The organism is Chryseobacterium sp. 22532, from assembly GCF_052044665.1.
Classification (GTDB): domain Bacteria; phylum Bacteroidota; class Bacteroidia; order Flavobacteriales; family Weeksellaceae; genus Chryseobacterium; species Chryseobacterium lathyri.
Map to the genome: position 1 here is coordinate 634,907 of NZ_JBQENJ010000002.1, position 17,430 is coordinate 652,336.

Below are 17,430 nucleotides of genomic sequence, written 5' to 3' on the forward strand. Positions count from 1 at the left end.
TAAATAATAAATAAATTTGTAGTTCTTCAGGGTACAAATTGATTCCAATTATCCACCCCAATCTATATTTTGATTAATAATTAAATACTATAAAAAATTATGAAGAAAAGTGTTAAGGCTTTTGCAGTGTTGTTTTTATTCCTGACTAATTTTTTTTATGCACAGGTGCGCGATTTTGTTATTGAACCGCCTCTTAGCTCAAAGCTCTATCTGTATAAGACATTCGGGGTTTTTGGAGGTAAAGAATATTCAACCAACGCTCTTTATCTGATCACCAAAAAAGGAGTCGTTCTGTTTGATGTTCCGTGGCAGAAAACCCAGTACCAGAGCCTTATGGATACTATAAAAAAGAGACATAATTTACCGGTAATTGCTGTATTTGCCACACATTCACATGCTGACAGGGCTGGAGACCTTAGCTTTTACAATAATAAAGGAATCAAAACTTATGCTACTGCTAAAACCAACGAATTATTGAAAAAAGAAGGAAAAGCAACTTCAAATAATTTAATAAAAGTAGGAAAGAAATATAAAATAGGAGGAGAAGAATTTATTGTAGACTTTCTGGGTGAAGGCCACACGGCAGATAATGTAGTGGTTTGGTTTCCAAAATATAATGTTCTGGATGGAGGCTGCCTGGTAAAAAGCAGCTCTGCTGTTGATCTTGGCTACACCGGAGAAGCCAATGTAGAGCAATGGCCACTGACGATGAAAAACCTGCAGACTAAATATCCTTCCGGTGCTAAGGTTATTCCCGGCCATGATGAATGGAAAGGCAACGACCATGTGAAGCATACGCTGGAACTGTTAGAAAAGCAAGGCGGTAAATAAGAAATACTAAAAAAGCGGAGAAATTTTCTCCGCTTTTTTTATAACCATTAATTTCTTACTGTATTATTTCTTTCCCGTCAGCCACTGAGTTTGCAGCTTTAGTTCTGCCGGAGTTGGGTTGGCTTTATACTGTAGACTTTCAATCGTCATTTTGTCTAAAATAGCTTTTCCTTTAAGATCCATCTTATCGGTTTTATCACCATTTTTTCTGAGAATAGTAACAGTAACATCCTGTCCTTCCTTAATTGTTTTGGTATATCCTATAAACTCCTGCACCTTCTGAATATCAATTGTTTTTCCATCCAGAGCAACAATTTCGTCAGTGATCTTAAATCCTACGCTCTTTGCAAAAGGAGATAGTGCAGAACTTTCATCAAATACAAAAGTGTTATTTTTATCATTATAGCCTGTCTGATTCGGGTCTTTAATGAACCAGAAAAGGGGAGGTGTGTCCTTCTTTTTTGCTTCTATGCCTACCATATTCAGATATTCGGCATAAGGTGTCGGCTGGTTTCCTGCGATATATTTATTGTAGAAATCCTTTACCTGCGGATAACCGGTTACTGTTACCAATTCATCAATCAGCTTGTCGTCTTTGAAAGGTTTGTTTTCCCCAAATCTTTGGGACAGCTTTCTGATCATATCACGATAGCCCATCTCTCCGTTAGACAGTTTTCTCAGCTCAATATCCAGACACATAGTCAGCAATGTTCCTTTTTCATAAACGTTTCTGTACTGATCTTTATATTCATCTTTCAGAACATTTTTACTCATGACCGTAAACGGCATGGTATCATCATAATTCTTTGAATTGGTGATCTTCTCATTGATTCTATGAAGAAATTCGTCCTTATTGATCAGGCCTTCCTGAATCTGGAAAAGATTGGCAAAATATTCCGTTCCGCCTTCATACATCCATAAGTGCTGAGACATTTTGGGATCTGCATAATCAAAATAATGGATTTCTTCAGAATGTGTTTTCAAAGGATTTACGGTATGGAAAAACTCGTGGGAAACCACATCGGTAATTGTTTTATCGATTGCTTCTTTAGGCATCATCTCAGGAAGCACAACACTGGTGGATTCATGGTGCTCCAATGCCCCGAAACCTTTGATCTGCGGTCCCTCGCCCCCCGAAAGATAAAGCATGATCGCATATTTTTTATTGGTATTCATATCACCCAGGAATTTCTTCTGAGCCAGTACCATTTTTTCAAGATTATCTTTAAAGTCTGCTGCTTTATACTTTCCGGTTGGTGAATAAACGCCCAGCACCAGATCCATACCTCCTGCATTGAAGGTAATATAATCAGGTTTCGTGTACATCAGCGGAGAATCCGTCACTTTAGCATAATTGGCCAGTGTAAACGTATCTGTAGCATCAGACTTATCCTGATCCACTAAAGCTGTTGTTCCATAGAAGCCCGCAGGTTTCTGAACGATAAGCTGGTACGGAACATCCTGCATATTGTCGATATACCCAATGAAGCCATGGGTATTGATCATGTATATCTTACCTTCCTCGATATCGGTTCCTGATGGGGAAAATACAGCTTTATGTTTTGAATTGTCCATTTCATCATCAAAGCTGTCATTTACCAGATAGGTTACCTTGCTAAGATCTTTAGCATTTTTTAATGAGTATGTATTGTCATTAACTTTTGTGTAGGTTAATTCTTTTCCTTTGTTATCATAAAACTTGATCCCTTCCACAAATCTGCCGTAATCATCTACAGAATACGTACCGGGAACGGTTTTCGGGAAATGGAACTTGATATCTCCGGATTTCATTTTCGGAAACTCCATGGTAACGGCTACCTTGTCGTCTTTTACATTCACAAGATCAATCGTTGTTTTTATAGATTGGGCATTAGCCAAAAAAGCGGCGAAAAGACCCAGACTGATTGCTGTTTTTCTCATTAGGTTTAAATCTTTATAGTTAAATAGTAGTTTATTTGATCATTTTGTTACGGTGTTCAGTATTAAACTTTTCTTAAAATTTTAAAAGAACCTTACTGATCTTATGATCCGAAGAAAAGCTTCATAGCTGAAATTAAAAAAGGCAAACCTGTACTGTAACGATTTGCCTTTTGATTTTTTTTATTTACTGAACCTGGTTATAATGGATATAATAGTTCTTGTTAAATTCTACCGGTGTAGCCTTTTTAAGTTTTACAGTCTGCCAGTTTTCGGTAGGATTGATGGTCTGGTCACCGTTAATGATTATGGGAAGCTTAAGATCCTTAACCCCATCTGTGTACCGGAACTTTAAGGAATCTCCGTTTTGGGAATACTCAAGATTAGGAATTTTTACTGTTCTTAAATATTGATTAAAGATACTCGATAGATCAATTCCTGATTTAGATGACATATAATCTTCGATCTGTTTTGTGGTAACAGTCTGATGGTAGAAATCTTTACCCAGGCCTCTCAGGATCTGTCTGAATTTTTCATCATTATTGATGATCTGCCGTATGGTATGAAGCATATTGGCCCCTTTCGGATACATATCACCGCTGCCTTCATTTCTCACGCCATACTTTCCAATAATCGGAATATCATTATCGATATTGTTACGGATGCCTACAGCATATATGTCTGCCGATTTTTTATCCATATATTTTTCCACGAAAAGAACCTCAGAATACATGGTGAAACTTTCATGGATCCACATATCCGCCTGATCTTTTGCCGTAATATTATTGGCAAACCATTCGTGGCCGCTTTCATGAATGATGATATAATCCCATTTAAGACCTACGCCTGTTCCGGAAAGGTCCCTGCCTCTGTAACCGTTTTGGTAATCATTCCCATAAGCTACATTGCTCTGGTGCTCCATACCCAGATAGGGAGAATCAACCAGCTTGTAAGAATCTTCATAAAAAGGATACGGCCCAAACCAGTATTCAAATGCAGAAAGCATTGGTTTTACCTGCTGGAACTGTTTTTTTGCTTTTTCAAGATTGTAATCCAGTACCCAGTAATCCAGGTCGAGCTTTCCTTTCTCTCCATTAAATGTATCTTTAAAATTGACATATTTGCCAATATTCGGAATGATAGAATAAGCATTGATCGGATTCTTTACTTCCCAGGTATAAGCTGTTTTGTTACCTTCCGTTTTTTTACTGGTCAGTCTTCCGTTTCCTACACCTACAAGATCATTGGGAGTAATGATCTTCATAACAATACCATTTTCCGGTTCATCACTCCAGATATCTTTTGTCGGAAGCCATATGGAAGCTCCGATTCCTTCATCGGCTACACTCATCCACGGATTTCCTTTCTCGTCTTTAGCGAAAACCCAGCCTCCGTCCCAGGGTGCATTTTTTGCAATCGTTGGTTTTCCGGAATAGGTTACATCAATCGTATATTTTTCACCCTTTTTGAATTTCTTTTTGGCTGTGATGAAAATAAAATCTCCATCCTGCTTATAGTTGGCAATCGGGAAATTACCTTCCACTTTATCTGCCTTCATCGGCTTCTGCAAATCGATCTGGAAAACAGGGTCGGTAATATCTTTGGTGATCTCAAAGCTGATTTTATTATATCCCTTAATACTTTTCTGTGCAAAATCCGGCTCTACGGAAAGATCATATTTTTTGACATCCCAGAAATTCCTGAACTGGGTATCAGAACCTTTCAGTGTATCTTGTTTTGTGAAAACCTTATCTTTTTCAAAGAATTGCCCAAAAACAAGTCCCGAAGCAAATAAAAGTGTATACGTCAGCTTTTTCATTTAAAATCAAATTAAATTCTATCAAAAATAGAAAAATTAATGGCAATAATTTAGATTTTAAACACAAAATAATTTATTCTACTTCTTGAAACAGATTATCCAGAACAAAACACTTATGTATGTCCAGAATAGGGAAAAAATAATATGGATAACCGTTTCAAAAGTTTTTCCTTTCCATAATTCTGAGGAATATCCAAAAAACTGAATGAATAATCGGACGGTCCAAAAGACGGCTAATCCAAAAGTTATTTTTTTACCCAGGCCTGTATCTGTTAACTCGTGTGGAGAGGTGATGCAGAGTAAACCCATAAGAAATATTGTTAAGGCAATAAATAAAGTATGGACCCACATCATTTGCCTGTTCATCAGGCTCAACGACTGGAGTTCTTTTTCCCAGTTAAAATGTTTAGGAAAAATAACATGTACAAATGCTAAAACAATAAGAAGCATTCCGGTTATTTGTAAATGAAGTTCCATATTAAATAGATGATTAAGGGATACAGATAAAAATTGACATAAATGGGGTGAATTTTACCTCTCTGAATGATACAAAACCTGCACTGCTGAAGGCATTTTTCCATACAGCTTTTGAGAAAAAATGGGTAAAGCCAACTGAAAAAGCTAAAAAATTAGGAAGATCTCTCAGATGTTCTACAATAATTATTTTTCCATCGGTTTTACATAAGCGGCGACATTCTTTCAGGAACAGGACTTTTTCCTCGTGTGATCTTATTTCGTGTACAGCAGAAAGCAGAAAAATAATATCGGCCCATTGATCAGGCAAAGGAATAGAATTTGACTGCATCTGTTGAGTATCAGGATATACAAAACTCACTTTCCGGGCCCTTACTATAGCGGGTTCCGTATGTCGTTTCGCATCATAAAAATCAAACACTTTTAAATCTACCTGTGGAAAGTTGTCTTTAATAATGTAGCTCGTTTCATCAAAGCCGGCATTAATATTTAAGATCTGTCGTACTTTTGATTCGTGAACTGAACAGTTTTTTAGCCATTGAAAATTATAATATCCCGAAAAATCATAAACATAAGCTGATACGATTAACGGCATGATAAGTCCATAAAGAAATGCAGCTATGATAAGCCAATATAAGTAATCTGACCACTCAGATATTTGATGACTGATCATAATTAAAGCTAAAATCCCTATTCCTATGATATAAAAATGGCGGTTAAAACTTAAAATATTTAAAACGCCTTGAAATTTTCTTCTTTTTGTTTCCATGATTCAATTTTTCCTTTTTTCCAGTAGTATGGAATGTTTTTAATGGTAAAAGCATTGGCTAAAATGGGATTTTCCAGTTTCAGCGTACCTAAAAATCCGAAATTATAATCGAGGATCTTCACCGGTGCAGGAGTCCAGTTTTGTCTTACGCCTTCTATAATAAGAACTTCCTGAGTTTCTTTATTGTAGGTAAAAGTAAAAGGTAATGGTCCTGCAAACCTTCTTGCTTCCTTCCAGTCTGCAAAGGGAGAATCTGCGGGTAAGGGAATATTTTCCTCTGTTTTGCAGATACTGACCTTAAACTTTGATTTAACAGATTGTATCTCTTTTATGTTTTCGTTTTCTGTCTGCTGAATATCTGTGGTTGAATAATTATAATGCGTGAATAAATTCCCCATAAATTCCATCTTCTTTTTATCCGTTTCAGATTTAAGAATATACAATCCACGCAATTTTTTTCCGGTATTATTTCTATATCTTACGAATACCCGGTAGCCGATCAGGAAAAAATCATTTCCCATACATTTTGGAAATCCTTTTGGGCGTAAGTCTTTTGTCTGAACCATTGCTGCTGCTACAAAAGCCCATTGATCTTTGAAGGTATCAAGCTCCAGACACTCCGGAATCAAGTGCTGCAGTTGTTCTTTGGGTACTGCAAAGGTCAGAACAAGAGAACTTTCGAAAAAAGCTTCAACAGCAAACGGGTGGTTTTTTAAAAAGTTAAACATGATAATTTAATTTTTTTGGATTCAAATGAAACTCATTGAAATAAATAAGTACAATAAAGAAAAAAGCAAATAATGAATTGAATCTCCCCCAAAGCAGTAAATCAGGAACTAGTATAAACTCAAGCATATTCATGGCTGCAATGATTACAATTTGTGCAATGGCATTGAACCTGGAATTAATTCCCGTTAAAATCCATATTGCCATCAGAATTTCTGAACATCCGATCAGCAGGGTTAGTATTCTTGAATAATTACCGCCTAAAATTCTTGCAACAATCTCTTCATGACGAGGTACTAAATTCAATACTTTACAGAAAAGACCATTGATTATCCAGACTGTGGAAATGCCGTAAATTACTATGTTATAAATGCTTTTCATGGGATTAAGAATTTGTTTATTTAAATCTTATTCAAAGGTAAAAATATTTTTGAACTTTCAGTAATTATTGAAAATAAAATATTAAAAAAACAACTCCTTTAGTGTAAGAAGCTGTTTAATAGTATTTTATATTTTTAATTTAATCTGTGCTATTGCACGGTTAGCAGATTTCCGGCATTCTTCTGAACCTTTTTGTAAGTAAAGGAACACATGATAATACTGAATTCATACAGAATAAGGAGCGGAAAAGCAGCCATCAGCATACTTAAAACATCTGCCGGCGTAATAATCGCAGCAACGACCATGATCAGAACAATAGCATGACGGCGATAAGTTTTCATAAACATTGGGGTCAGAATTCCTATACTTGTCAGGAAATAGATAAGAATAGGGAACAGGAAAATAACTCCCATACCTAAAATTACCTGTAAAAATAATGTGGTATAATCACTTAAGTCATACAATGGAATGATAATATCGGAAATCTTAAAGATAACCCCGAAATTTACAGCGAAAGGAAGGATTAAAAAATAACCGCATAAAACTCCTGTCATAAACAGGATCCATACCGCATTGATAATAAAAATAGAGTTCTTTCTTTCCTTAGGATGAAGGGCAGGGCCTATAAATCTCCATAACTCCCATACGATATAAGGAAAAGCTCCTACCAGACCTCCGAAAACAGAAACAGCCATCATCACATTGAACTGCTGATAAAGCCGCTGTACACGAACCGGAAAATCTTTCGGAAGATGAATACTGTCTTCACCTAAAAGCATTCTTGAAAAATGATTGACTACCCTGAAAGTTGGAAAATCATTTCTGGTCGGACCAAAAAAGATATGGTCCATGATCCAGTTGATATTGAATCCTACAGCCACAGCAACAATTATAATAGCAATAATTGAGCGGACAAGGTGACCTCTTAATTCTCCAATATGTCCCAAAAAGGACATTTCTTTTTTTTCGTCCATATACTAAGTCTCTCTAAAATAGCCAACCCGTAAAAGGTAAGCCGTTTAAGTCTGCGAAATTATGAAATAATAATCAGTATTTAGAATTATTGAATGTGATTTTGTCTAAGTTTATAGGGAAATACTTGTATGTTTGGTTTTCAGAAAAAAGCAGACAGTATTTTGTAGATACCGTCTGCTGATTTATTGTGATTAATAAAATGATTTTAAATAGAATCAATTAATTCCTTCATCAAGCAATGTATGAAGATCAATGATCCCGAAATATTTTCCATTTTCTGTAACGATAAGCTGGCCGATATTATTTTCTTTCAGGATTTTCATAGCTTCCTTGGCCAGAGTATCTCTTTCAATGGTTTTGGGATTTGCAGACATGATGTTTTTTGCCTGAATTTTAGTGATATCATCACCTTTCATCAGCATTCTTCTCAAGTCCCCGTCGGTGATCACGCCAATTATTTTTTCGTCCTGTGTCACTACTGTAATCCCGTGGCTTGATGCACTGATTGAAATAATGACGTCCCTTACCGGTGCATTTTCCTCAACCTGCGGCTTCTGAGGGGATAAGAACTGATCTACTTTTGAAACCAGATTCTTTCCTAAGCTTCCTCCCGGATGAAATTTAGCAAAATCGTTCTCTCTGAAATCATTCAGCTCCATTAAAGCAACAGCCATAGCATCTCCAAGTGCCATCTGGATGGTGGTAGAGCTGGTCGGGGCCAGTTTATTAGGACAGGCTTCCACATCTACGTGAGTATCCAGAACAATTTCGGAGAATTCGGCGAGTTTACTGTTTTTATTTCCTGTCATCCCGATCAGGGCAGAAGAATAATCTCTTAAATAAGGAACAAGATTAGCTATTTCAGGTGAATTTCCGGAATTTGAGATGCATAAAACCACATCCTGCTTCTGGATTACACCGAGATCTCCATGGATCGCTTCAGAAGCATGAAGAAATTGCGACGGTGTACCCGTAGAATTTAAAGTAGCAACAATTTTATTACCTACATGGGCAGATTTCCCGATTCCCACAACAATTAATTTTCCTTTTGCCGAATGAATAATTTCCACTGCTCTGGCAAAATCTTCACCTATCCTGTTCTTTAATTTTTCAAGTTCTGAAATTTCTATCTCTAAAGTGCTCTTTGCAATTGAAATAAGGTCGGCTCTTTCCATTTTATAATTTTAAGGTATACAAAAAATCCATTAAAAAACGTTATATTTAAAAAAGAATATTTAATATAAGTTTTATTTTTTATAAATTCGTTCGCTTTTATTTTAAGCAGAATTTTTATAACTTTGGGTTGGATGCAAATTTAGCAATAGAAAATTAGATGAACGCAAAAAAAGCCAATTTATCAGGCGAATTGAAAAAGTATTTCGGGTTTTCTACATTTAAAGGCCAGCAGGAACAAATTATAGAAAACCTACTTAGTGGGAAGGATATATTTGTCTTAATGCCGACAGGAGGAGGTAAATCATTATGTTACCAGCTTCCGGCACTTATTTCAGAAGGTACGGCAATAGTAGTTTCGCCCTTAATAGCGTTAATGAAGAATCAGGTAGATGCGGTAAACGGCCTTTCATCTGATGACGGGGTAGCGCACGTTTTAAATTCATCATTAAATAAGACACAGACAAAACAGGTTTTTGATGACATCAGGAGTGGCAAAACCAAGCTTTTGTATGTAGCTCCGGAATCGTTAATCAAAGATGATTATCTGGATTTCCTTAAAGAAGTTAAGATTTCTTTTGTAGCTATTGATGAAGCACACTGTATTTCAGAATGGGGCCATGATTTCCGGCCGGAATACAGGAACCTGAAATCGATTATTGACAGGATTGCTGAGGTTCCGGTGATCGCTTTGACAGCTACTGCAACACCAAAAGTTCAGGATGACATCCAGAAAACTTTAGGAATGAGCGATGCGTTAGTTTTTAAAGAAAGTTTCAACCGTCCGAACCTTTATTACGAAGTGCGGCCGAAAGTCAATGTAGACAAAGAAATCGTACGATTTATCAATCAGCATAAAGGAAAGTCGGGGATTGTTTACTGTTTAAGCAGAAGGAAAGTGGAAGAGTTTGCCCAGCTGCTGCAGGTAAACGGGATCAATGCGCTTCCGTACCACGCCGGTCTTGACCAGAAAGTGAGAGTGGCTAATCAGGATAAATTTCTGATGGAGGAAGTAGATGTTATTGTCGCTACAATAGCCTTCGGAATGGGAATCGACAAGCCGGATGTACGTTTTGTAATCCATTATGATTTTCCTAAATCTTTGGAAAGCTATTATCAGGAAACAGGAAGAGCAGGAAGAGACGGTGGCGAAGGTCATTGCCTTGCATTTTATGATCCTAAGGATATTGAGAAACTGGAAAAATTCCTTGCACAAAAACCAGTTTCCGAAAGAGAAATCGGGTTACAGCTTTTAAATGAAGTGGTGGGCTACGCTGAAACTTCAATGAGCAGAAGGCAGTATATTCTCTATTATTTCGGAGAAAATTTTGATCCGGTGAAAGGGGATGGAGCCAATATGTGTGACAATTCCTCTAACCCTCCAAAATTAAAAGAAGCAACATCGGACCTTAAAAAAGTTCTGACACTTATTAAAGATACCGGTGAAAAGTTCAAGTCTAAGGATCTGATCTCAGTAATTGTTGGAAAAGAAAATGCAGTTACAAAATCATATAAATTAGAACAGACTTCTCATTTCGGTTTCGGAAAAGATGAAAAAGATAACTACTGGAAAACTATTTTGAGACAGGCAACGGTTCAGGGATTTCTGCAGAAAGATATTGAAACCTACGGTGTTTTGAAAATGTCTGATAAGGCAAGAAACTTCTTAGAAAAACAATCTAAAGAACCATTCTTAATTGCGGAAGACAGAGAGTTTGATCTTTCCCAAACCAAGGCAGAGAATGAACAGGTACAAATGCAGGCCAGTACAGGTCTGGATCAGAATCTCTTCAGCCAATTAAAAGATCTTAGAAAAAAAGTAGCCAAAAAACATGGAATTCCACCTTACACGGTTTTCATGGATCCAAGTCTGGAGGATATGACCGTTCAGTATCCTATTTCATTGGAAGAAATTGCCAAGATTTACGGGGTAGGAGAAGGAAAGGCCAAAAAATATGGTAAAGAATTCGCAGACTTTATTAAAGCCTACGTAGAAGAAAATAATATCGAACGTACCCAGGATATGGTACTGAAGCAGGTGGCTAATAAATCCAGCCATAAAGTGTTTATTATCCAGAGTACCGATAAAAAAATTGACCTTGAAGATATTGCAAGAGCGAAGAACCTTTCCATGAATGAACTTTTAAAAGAAATGGAAAGTATTGTTTATCAGGGGACAAAACTGAATATTGACTATTATATTGAAGATAATTTCGATGAAGATATCGTAGATGGCTTCATGGAATTCATGACTGAATCTGAAAGCGACAGCATGAAAGTGCTTCTCGATGAATTCGGGGATGAACTGTCTGATGAAGAAGTGAGAATGCTGAGGATAAAATTCATCAGCGATGTAGCGAATTAAGAATGAATTTACACAATAACGAAATAATTTTAAAAGAAATTCTTCCCAAGAAGAGTTTCTTTTTTAATATGACTGAAAGAATTAGAATTATTTTCGCTCTTTTCTATTTAGGAGTATTAATAATATTGTTAATAAATTTGACTTCTTTCTTTTTCTTACTTGTCATAATCTTTGTAGGGATAGGATTATATATTGCCGTTTTTAGATGGCTTTTAAAGTATTTTAATTTGAAAAATAAGTATTACCTCATTACTAATGAGAGGATTATTATTGCTAAAAGATCGACTGGGAAAATTGTCAAGGAAAAAAAACTATCAGAAATAGATCAGATCAATATTGAAATGAATAATAAGTTTTTTGGGAATATTATTTTTGGTGAGCCTGAAACTATCTTTGGAAAGAAAGACGAGCCTTTTTCTCTTTTCAAAAGAAGAAGGATGAATTTTGATGAAGATAAATATGCCTTTCTAAGTGTTGAAAATCTTAACGAAATTATTCCTGTTTTTGAAAATTTAAAATTAAAGGTTAATAAAACTTTTTACTAACTTTAACTGATGAAAAAAATATCTGTCATATTTATTCTGCCGGATCTGGAAACTGGTGGTGCAGAAAGAATTGTTACCACTATCGCCAATCATCTTTCCAGAGACCGGTTTGAACCCAAAATCCTTTTGTTTCGCAAACAGGGCGGATATCTTAATTTTCTGAAAAAAGATGTTGAAATCATTGACATCAACACCGAAAGGATCAGGCATTCCCTAAAGCCTATTTTAGGCGAAATTTACCGCAGAAAACCGGATATTGTGTTTTCAGGTTTTGGCGAAGTAAATGCTTATCTGGCCTTATTCATTAAACTCTTCCCAAGGACGAAATTTATTGCCAGGGAAACGAATGTGGTAACACAGCATGTAACGCGGAAAGAAATCAAATTCTTCTACAACTTTTACAATAATTATCAGAGGATCATTGCCCAAAGTGATGACATGATGCATGACCTTGTAGATAACTTTAATATTAAGAAAAAGAAAATTGTAAAAATAAACAACCCAGTTGATTTTGACTTTATCAATGAAAAACTGGGCGTTTCTGTCAAGCCGGATAGCTTTAAATACAATTATAAAAACGTAGTGGCCATAGGAAATCTATCGGCGAGGAAAGGTTTTGACAATTTGCTAAAAGTATTTTCAAGACTTAAAAACGAAAATATTATGCTTCATATTCTGGGTGACGGCAAGGATAAGGATGTACTGCTTCAGATGAAAGATTTTCTGGGACTGAAAAATGTTATTTTCCATGGCAGACAGGATAATCCTTACCAGTATCTAAAATATGCAGATCTCTTCATTCTCTCTTCTAGGTACGAAGGTTTCCCGAATGTTCTTTTGGAGGCAGGTGCCTGCGGAACTTATTCTTTGGCCAATAACTGTCCGGGAGGCATTAATGAGATCATCCAGCACCAGGTGAACGGAGAAGTTTCAAATATTGAAAATTACGAAGATTTCTCCCAAAAAATAATGAAAGTTCTGCAGGGAAATTATAATCGTGATGGAATAAAAAACTCGATAAGGTCAAGATTTTCGAAGGATATTATTCTGGATAAATATGAGAAGGTGTTGTTGGATCTGATGAAAAAATAATTGCTGAATTTGCGTTATAGATCCATATTTTTTTACATTTGACCTTCATTAATTTTATTTAAAATCAATATTCATCAATGATTAAAATTCCCAAAATTGGATGTGCTTGTGAAAAACCGACTTCGGACTATACTGAATACAGAAGTTCTGAATTAGGCATAGACCATACCAACGGAAGATATGCAGAAGTAACAATTCAGCAGTGCAAACTTTGTCAAAGAATATGGATTCATTATTTTGTTGAATTTGAACATTATTCTAAATCAGGAAGATGGTACAAAGGAATTGTTTCGAAAAAAGACCGCACACAAATAACCCCTGAAAATGCAGTTGACTATTTGGAAAATCTTGAATGGTACGTGTATGGAGGTTCGTTTTTTGAAAGTGCCGGAACTTTTGGCCAAGGAAAGCTGAATGTGGATTGATTCATAAGTCTTGAAAGAATTAGCATATAATTTAAGAATAAATAAAATGGGAAATTTCATAAAGCCATTTATAATTGTTATTTTGATACTGAATTCTGTTGTAATGCTGGCTCAGCAGAAGACCATCTCCAGAAAAGAATTATTGAAAACTGCCATTAACCAGAAAGTTAAGACTACGGAAATTCAGGAAATAACGCTAGTGCCGGGATTGGAAGTTCCAAAGCACCTGCATCCCTGTCCCGTAGTGGGCATAATAAAATCCGGAGAAGCGGTTTTTCAGATAGAAGGTCAGCCAAAAATAATTCTTCATGAAGGAGATGCTTTCTATGAACCTAAAAATGTAAAGATCCTTCACTTTGATAATGCATCAGCAGAAAAACCTCTTGTTTTTACAGCAATCTATCTGAAAGAAGGAAATGAAGAAAATATAAAATTATTGAAATAGAAGTTCCGCAAATCAACCATCTGAATTGTCAATCTTAAAATTGATAAAACTCACTTTGGTGCTTGGTAATTTATATGTAAATTTGTGAGAATTAAGAAAGATAATAATAAACAAATTCATACAATAACATGAGTCAATTCGATGTTACCGTAATAGGTTCCGGTCCTGGAGGTTATGTAGCTGCTATCCGTGCGGCACAGTTAGGTTTCAAAACAGCAATTATTGAAAAATATTCAACTTTAGGCGGAACTTGTCTTAACGTTGGATGTATTCCTTCAAAAGCGCTTTTAGACAGCTCTGAACATTTCGAGAACGCGAAGCACAACTTCGCAGGCCACGGAATCATTATCAATGAGCCGCAGGCTGATATCGCAAGAATGATCGAGCGTAAGAACGAAGTGGTGAAACAGAATACAGATGGAATCAACTACCTGATGAGCAAAAACAAAATCACCGTTTTTGAAGGATTGGGAAGTTTCGAATCTGCTACTCAGATCAAAGTAACGAAAAACGACGGTTCTTCTGAAACCATCGAATCCAAATATACCATCATTGCAACCGGTTCCAAGCCGTCTTCTTTACCTTTCATTACTCTGGATAAAGAAAGAGTGATTACCTCTACAGAAGCATTAAACCTTAAAGAAATTCCTAAGCACCTGGTAGTAATCGGTGGAGGAGTTATCGGTCTTGAATTAGGTTCTGTATACTTAAGATTAGGCGCTCAGGTAACTGTTGTTGAATTCATGGATAAGATCATTCCGGGAATGGATGGAGCTCTAAGCAAGGAACTGACTAAAGTTCTTAAGAAACAGGGAATGAAGTTTATGCTTTCTACGGCTGTTTCTGCTGTTGAAAGAAACGGAGATACTGTAAAGATCACAGCTAAAGATAAAAAAGGAGAAGAAGTAACCGTAGAAGGAGATTACTGTTTGGTATCTGTGGGTAGAAGACCTTATACAGACGGTCTTGCTCTTGAAAAAGCAGGTGTGGAACTTGATGAAAGAGGAAGAGTAAAAACAAACGACCACTTACAGACTAACGTTGCCAACATCTATGCGATCGGTGACGTGATCAAAGGAGCAATGCTTGCTCACAAAGCGGAAGAAGAAGGAGTTTTGGTAGCTGAAATCCTTGCAGGTCAGAAACCTCACATCAACTATAACCTTATTCCTGGTGTTGTATACACATGGCCTGAAGTTGCCGGAGTTGGTAAAACTGAAGAGCAGCTGAAAGAAGAAGGAGTAGCTTACAAAGTAGGTTCTTTCCCAATGAGAGCGTTAGGTAGAAGCCGTGCAAGTGGCGACATCGACGGTCTTGTAAAGATTATTGCAGACGAAAAAACGGACGAAGTTTTAGGAATGCATATCATCGGAGCCAGAGCTGCCGACCTTATCGCAGAAGGAGTAATTGCTATGGAATTCCGTGCAAGTGCTGAAGATATTGCAAGAAGCTCTCACGCCCACCCAACCTATGCAGAAGCTATTAAAGAAGCGGCATTGGATGCAACAGGGAAGAGACCAATTCATATGTAATTTTTGATTGAAAGATTTAAAATTCAAAGATTTAAAATTAAAGAGAAGCATTTGCTTCTCTTTTTTTGTGGACTGAAAATTGTATTTCGATAGCAGGATAAAACAGGATACATAGTTTGAAATCTTCAATTTTCCGTACCTTTGTGGCTAATTCTATTATTCAATGCAACTCGGAAAAACCCAGACTTTAAAAATTTCAGATAAAAACTACTCAGGATGGATCTTAACGGATGAATCAGGCGAAAAAGCTTTTTTGCCCAAAGTTTTCACCAGCGATGATAAGGAAATTGATGATGAGGTTGAAGTTTTTGTCTATCAGGACGACGGAAAATTAAAGGCAACCACTGAAATTCCATTGGCTGAAGTAGGAGAGTATGCGGTAATGAGCTGTGTACAGAGCCTTCCGAGTGGAGCCTTTATGGATTGGGGGATTATAAAAGACCTTTTTATTCCTTACAAACAGCAGAAATCCAAAATTATTGAAGGAAAAAGATACTTGGTTTATTTATATGTGGATGAAGACCTTGATCTGATTACCGGAACTACAAAATTCAAAAGAAATCCACAGTACCAGGACCTTCCTTTCCAAAAAGGAGATAAGGTAGACCTGTTGATGATGAATGAAAGTGAGCTGGGCTGGAATGTGGTGATCAATAAAAAATATATTGGACTTGTTTATGCATCAGATGTATTCAAAAAGCTGTATCCTTTATCGGAAGAAAGCGGTTATATCAAAGCTATCCGTGAAGACGGTAAAATTGATGTTTCCCTACAGCCGGAAGGTTTCGAAAATATAGATGAATTCAAGCAAAAGATTCTTGACAAACTGGAAGAAAACTACGGACTTCTCTATCTGTCAGACAAGTCTTCTCCTGAAGAGATCAAAGATGAGCTTCAGATGAGTAAAAAGAACTTTAAAAAAGCACTCGGCGGACTGTATAAAGATAAGATCGTCGATATTTCAGAAGATAAAATAAAATTATTGTAAAATAAAAAACGGGCAGAATTTTCTGCCCGTTTTGTTTTGGTATCTTGTTCTTTGCCAGAAGCTACAACTATAAGTTCTTCCACCCTGATTTTAGTTGTTTCCCACAGACAAGTTAGTGTATTCCTTTGCTCAATGAATGCCCTTTTTCCTTATTATACTTCTCCAAAACCTATTTGTTTTGCCTTTGCCATAAACAAAATTGTTAGGCTTTTTTTTCCGAATCATGATCTTAATTGATTTATGCTTATTCTCAAAACATGATGTAAATCATGACAAATTTGTTTAATTATTTTGTTTAACAATTTTGTCAAAAATAAAATTTGATTTACATTTGCACAAAATTGTTTAACAATAATGTCAAATCAAGCAAAAAAAGACCAAACACAGGAATTAATAAAAGAGACAGCGAAGAATTTATTCTTTGTGAAAGGGAAGTTTGATGCTACTACCCAGGAGATTGCAGATGCAGCCGGAGTGAACAGAACACTGATTAATTATTATTTCCGATCAAGGGATAATCTGATTCAGATCATTTTTGATGAAGCCCAACGGGTGGAACAGGAAAAATCAAAGATTATTCAAAATGCAGATCTTCCTTTTAAAGTGAAGATCAGCAAGTTTATAGAAGGAAGCCTTGCCACCAGTCTTCAATATCCATATCTGGAAACTTATATTGTTTCACAGATTAATAAAGGGAACTGCCATCAGAGAGAGATAGAAGAAGATGTACTGGAAACTCTTTATAAAGACATCGAAAAAGAGATGGAACTGGGAAATATTGAAAAAATGGCTCCCGTTCAGTTTATTCTGAATATGGTTTCATTACTTGTATTTCCAAGTGCTATAAGACCTTTATTTATGGAGAATCTGATGATTAGTGATGAAGAATATGATAAAATCATTTCCGAAAGAAAAGAGATCATTATCAACATGCTTTTCAAAAATTAAAAAAATGTTAAAGTATTTTAAGAAA

16 protein-coding genes are annotated in these 17,430 nt (G+C 36.1%); 9 read left to right on the top strand and 7 right to left on the bottom strand.

Annotated elements, in window-relative coordinates; translation table 11 throughout:
* The first annotated feature begins 99 nt into the window (after positions 1-99).
* Positions 100-831: an IND family subclass B1 metallo-beta-lactamase gene (gene blaIND, locus ACTJIV_RS07080; protein WP_111958253.1), complete on the top strand. Its 732-nt coding sequence runs from the start codon at positions 100-102 to the stop codon at positions 829-831.
* 63 nt (positions 832-894) lie between these two features.
* Here the strand turns inward: blaIND and ACTJIV_RS07085 are convergent, their stop codons facing one another.
* From ACTJIV_RS07085 to ACTJIV_RS07115, 7 genes are all read right to left on the bottom strand, one after another.
* On the bottom strand, positions 895-2,751 hold the full coding sequence (locus tag ACTJIV_RS07085) for a M61 family metallopeptidase (RefSeq protein ID WP_111958251.1): 1,857 nt from the start codon (positions 2,749-2,751) through the stop codon (positions 895-897).
* A gap of 184 nt (positions 2,752-2,935) precedes the next feature.
* The gene (locus tag ACTJIV_RS07090) at positions 2,936-4,567 is read right to left on the bottom strand and encodes a M1 family metallopeptidase (protein ID WP_223559303.1); all 1,632 of its coding nucleotides are present in this window, start codon (positions 4,565-4,567) and stop codon (positions 2,936-2,938) included.
* Positions 4,568-5,057: 490 nt separating this feature from the next.
* Entirely contained in the window at positions 5,058-5,810 is a 753-nt protein-coding gene (locus ACTJIV_RS07095; protein ID WP_440626518.1) for a methyltransferase, read from the bottom strand.
* Positions 5,774-6,538, bottom strand: a complete 765-nt coding sequence (locus ACTJIV_RS07100) for a DUF2071 domain-containing protein (protein ID WP_440626520.1) — start codon at positions 6,536-6,538, stop codon at positions 5,774-5,776. The genes ACTJIV_RS07095 and ACTJIV_RS07100 overlap by 37 nt, the downstream gene beginning before the upstream one ends.
* Positions 6,531-6,917 (bottom strand): DoxX-like family protein, encoded by a 387-nt coding sequence (locus ACTJIV_RS07105; RefSeq protein WP_440626521.1) that lies wholly within the window; start codon positions 6,915-6,917, stop codon positions 6,531-6,533. Before ACTJIV_RS07105 ends, ACTJIV_RS07100 begins: the two co-directional genes overlap by 8 nt.
* Before the next feature lie 149 nt (positions 6,918-7,066).
* A complete protein-coding gene (tatC, locus tag ACTJIV_RS07110; RefSeq protein ID WP_440626523.1) occupies positions 7,067-7,891 on the bottom strand; it encodes a twin-arginine translocase subunit TatC in 825 nt (274 codons plus the stop codon).
* A gap of 216 nt (positions 7,892-8,107) precedes the next feature.
* Positions 8,108-9,067, bottom strand: a complete 960-nt coding sequence (locus ACTJIV_RS07115) for a KpsF/GutQ family sugar-phosphate isomerase (protein WP_111958237.1) — start codon at positions 9,065-9,067, stop codon at positions 8,108-8,110.
* 158 nt (positions 9,068-9,225) lie between these two features.
* Between ACTJIV_RS07115 and recQ the strand changes: the two genes are divergently transcribed.
* The 8 genes from recQ (at position 9,226) to ACTJIV_RS07155 (ending at position 17,405) form a co-directional block, all read left to right on the top strand.
* A complete protein-coding gene (gene recQ, locus ACTJIV_RS07120) occupies positions 9,226-11,430 on the top strand; it encodes a DNA helicase RecQ (RefSeq protein ID WP_336378606.1) in 2,205 nt (734 codons plus the stop codon).
* 2 nt (positions 11,431-11,432) lie between these two features.
* Positions 11,433-11,975: a hypothetical protein gene (locus ACTJIV_RS07125; RefSeq protein ID WP_440626526.1), complete on the top strand. Its 543-nt coding sequence runs from the start codon at positions 11,433-11,435 to the stop codon at positions 11,973-11,975.
* A 9-nt stretch (positions 11,976-11,984) separates the two neighbouring features.
* Entirely contained in the window at positions 11,985-13,067 is a 1,083-nt protein-coding gene (locus tag ACTJIV_RS07130) for a glycosyltransferase (protein WP_440626528.1), read from the top strand.
* A 77-nt stretch (positions 13,068-13,144) separates the two neighbouring features.
* Positions 13,145-13,492: a hypothetical protein gene (locus tag ACTJIV_RS07135; protein WP_111958231.1), complete on the top strand. Its 348-nt coding sequence runs from the start codon at positions 13,145-13,147 to the stop codon at positions 13,490-13,492.
* Between the two features lie 46 nt (positions 13,493-13,538).
* Positions 13,539-13,937 (top strand): cupin domain-containing protein, encoded by a 399-nt coding sequence (locus ACTJIV_RS07140; RefSeq protein WP_111958229.1) that lies wholly within the window; start codon positions 13,539-13,541, stop codon positions 13,935-13,937.
* A 128-nt stretch (positions 13,938-14,065) separates the two neighbouring features.
* Positions 14,066-15,469 carry a dihydrolipoyl dehydrogenase gene (gene lpdA / locus ACTJIV_RS07145; RefSeq protein WP_223559312.1) on the top strand — a complete coding sequence of 468 codons (1,404 nt, stop codon included), beginning with the start codon at positions 14,066-14,068 and terminating at the stop codon, positions 15,467-15,469.
* 163 nt (positions 15,470-15,632) lie between these two features.
* Positions 15,633-16,457 (top strand): CvfB family protein, encoded by an 825-nt coding sequence (locus tag ACTJIV_RS07150; RefSeq protein ID WP_111958225.1) that lies wholly within the window; start codon positions 15,633-15,635, stop codon positions 16,455-16,457.
* Positions 16,458-16,811: 354 nt separating this feature from the next.
* On the top strand, positions 16,812-17,405 hold the full coding sequence (locus ACTJIV_RS07155; RefSeq protein WP_111958223.1) for a TetR/AcrR family transcriptional regulator: 594 nt from the start codon (positions 16,812-16,814) through the stop codon (positions 17,403-17,405).
* Positions 17,406-17,430: the final 25 nt, after the last annotated feature.

What these genes read in the sequence shown, in the direction of transcription:
- blaIND (WP_111958253.1), top strand. Translation starts at nt 100, where the DNA reads ATGAAGAAAAGTGTTAAGGCTTTTGCAGTGTTGTTTTTATTCCTGACT.
- ACTJIV_RS07085 (WP_111958251.1), bottom strand. Translation starts at nt 2,751, where the DNA reads ATGAGAAAAACAGCAATCAGTCTGGGTCTTTTCGCCGCTTTTTTGGCT.
- ACTJIV_RS07090 (WP_223559303.1), bottom strand. Translation starts at nt 4,567, where the DNA reads ATGAAAAAGCTGACGTATACACTTTTATTTGCTTCGGGACTTGTTTTT.
- ACTJIV_RS07095 (WP_440626518.1), bottom strand. Translation starts at nt 5,810, where the DNA reads ATGGAAACAAAAAGAAGAAAATTTCAAGGCGTTTTAAATATTTTAAGT.
- ACTJIV_RS07100 (WP_440626520.1), bottom strand. Translation starts at nt 6,538, where the DNA reads ATGTTTAACTTTTTAAAAAACCACCCGTTTGCTGTTGAAGCTTTTTTC.
- ACTJIV_RS07105 (WP_440626521.1), bottom strand. Translation starts at nt 6,917, where the DNA reads ATGAAAAGCATTTATAACATAGTAATTTACGGCATTTCCACAGTCTGG.
- tatC (WP_440626523.1), bottom strand. Translation starts at nt 7,891, where the DNA reads ATGGACGAAAAAAAAGAAATGTCCTTTTTGGGACATATTGGAGAATTA.
- ACTJIV_RS07115 (WP_111958237.1), bottom strand. Translation starts at nt 9,067, where the DNA reads ATGGAAAGAGCCGACCTTATTTCAATTGCAAAGAGCACTTTAGAGATA.
- recQ (WP_336378606.1), top strand. Translation starts at nt 9,226, where the DNA reads ATGAACGCAAAAAAAGCCAATTTATCAGGCGAATTGAAAAAGTATTTC.
- ACTJIV_RS07125 (WP_440626526.1), top strand. Translation starts at nt 11,433, where the DNA reads ATGAATTTACACAATAACGAAATAATTTTAAAAGAAATTCTTCCCAAG.
- ACTJIV_RS07130 (WP_440626528.1), top strand. Translation starts at nt 11,985, where the DNA reads ATGAAAAAAATATCTGTCATATTTATTCTGCCGGATCTGGAAACTGGT.
- ACTJIV_RS07135 (WP_111958231.1), top strand. Translation starts at nt 13,145, where the DNA reads ATGATTAAAATTCCCAAAATTGGATGTGCTTGTGAAAAACCGACTTCG.
- ACTJIV_RS07140 (WP_111958229.1), top strand. Translation starts at nt 13,539, where the DNA reads ATGGGAAATTTCATAAAGCCATTTATAATTGTTATTTTGATACTGAAT.
- lpdA (WP_223559312.1), top strand. Translation starts at nt 14,066, where the DNA reads ATGAGTCAATTCGATGTTACCGTAATAGGTTCCGGTCCTGGAGGTTAT.
- ACTJIV_RS07150 (WP_111958225.1), top strand. Translation starts at nt 15,633, where the DNA reads ATGCAACTCGGAAAAACCCAGACTTTAAAAATTTCAGATAAAAACTAC.
- ACTJIV_RS07155 (WP_111958223.1), top strand. Translation starts at nt 16,812, where the DNA reads ATGTCAAATCAAGCAAAAAAAGACCAAACACAGGAATTAATAAAAGAG.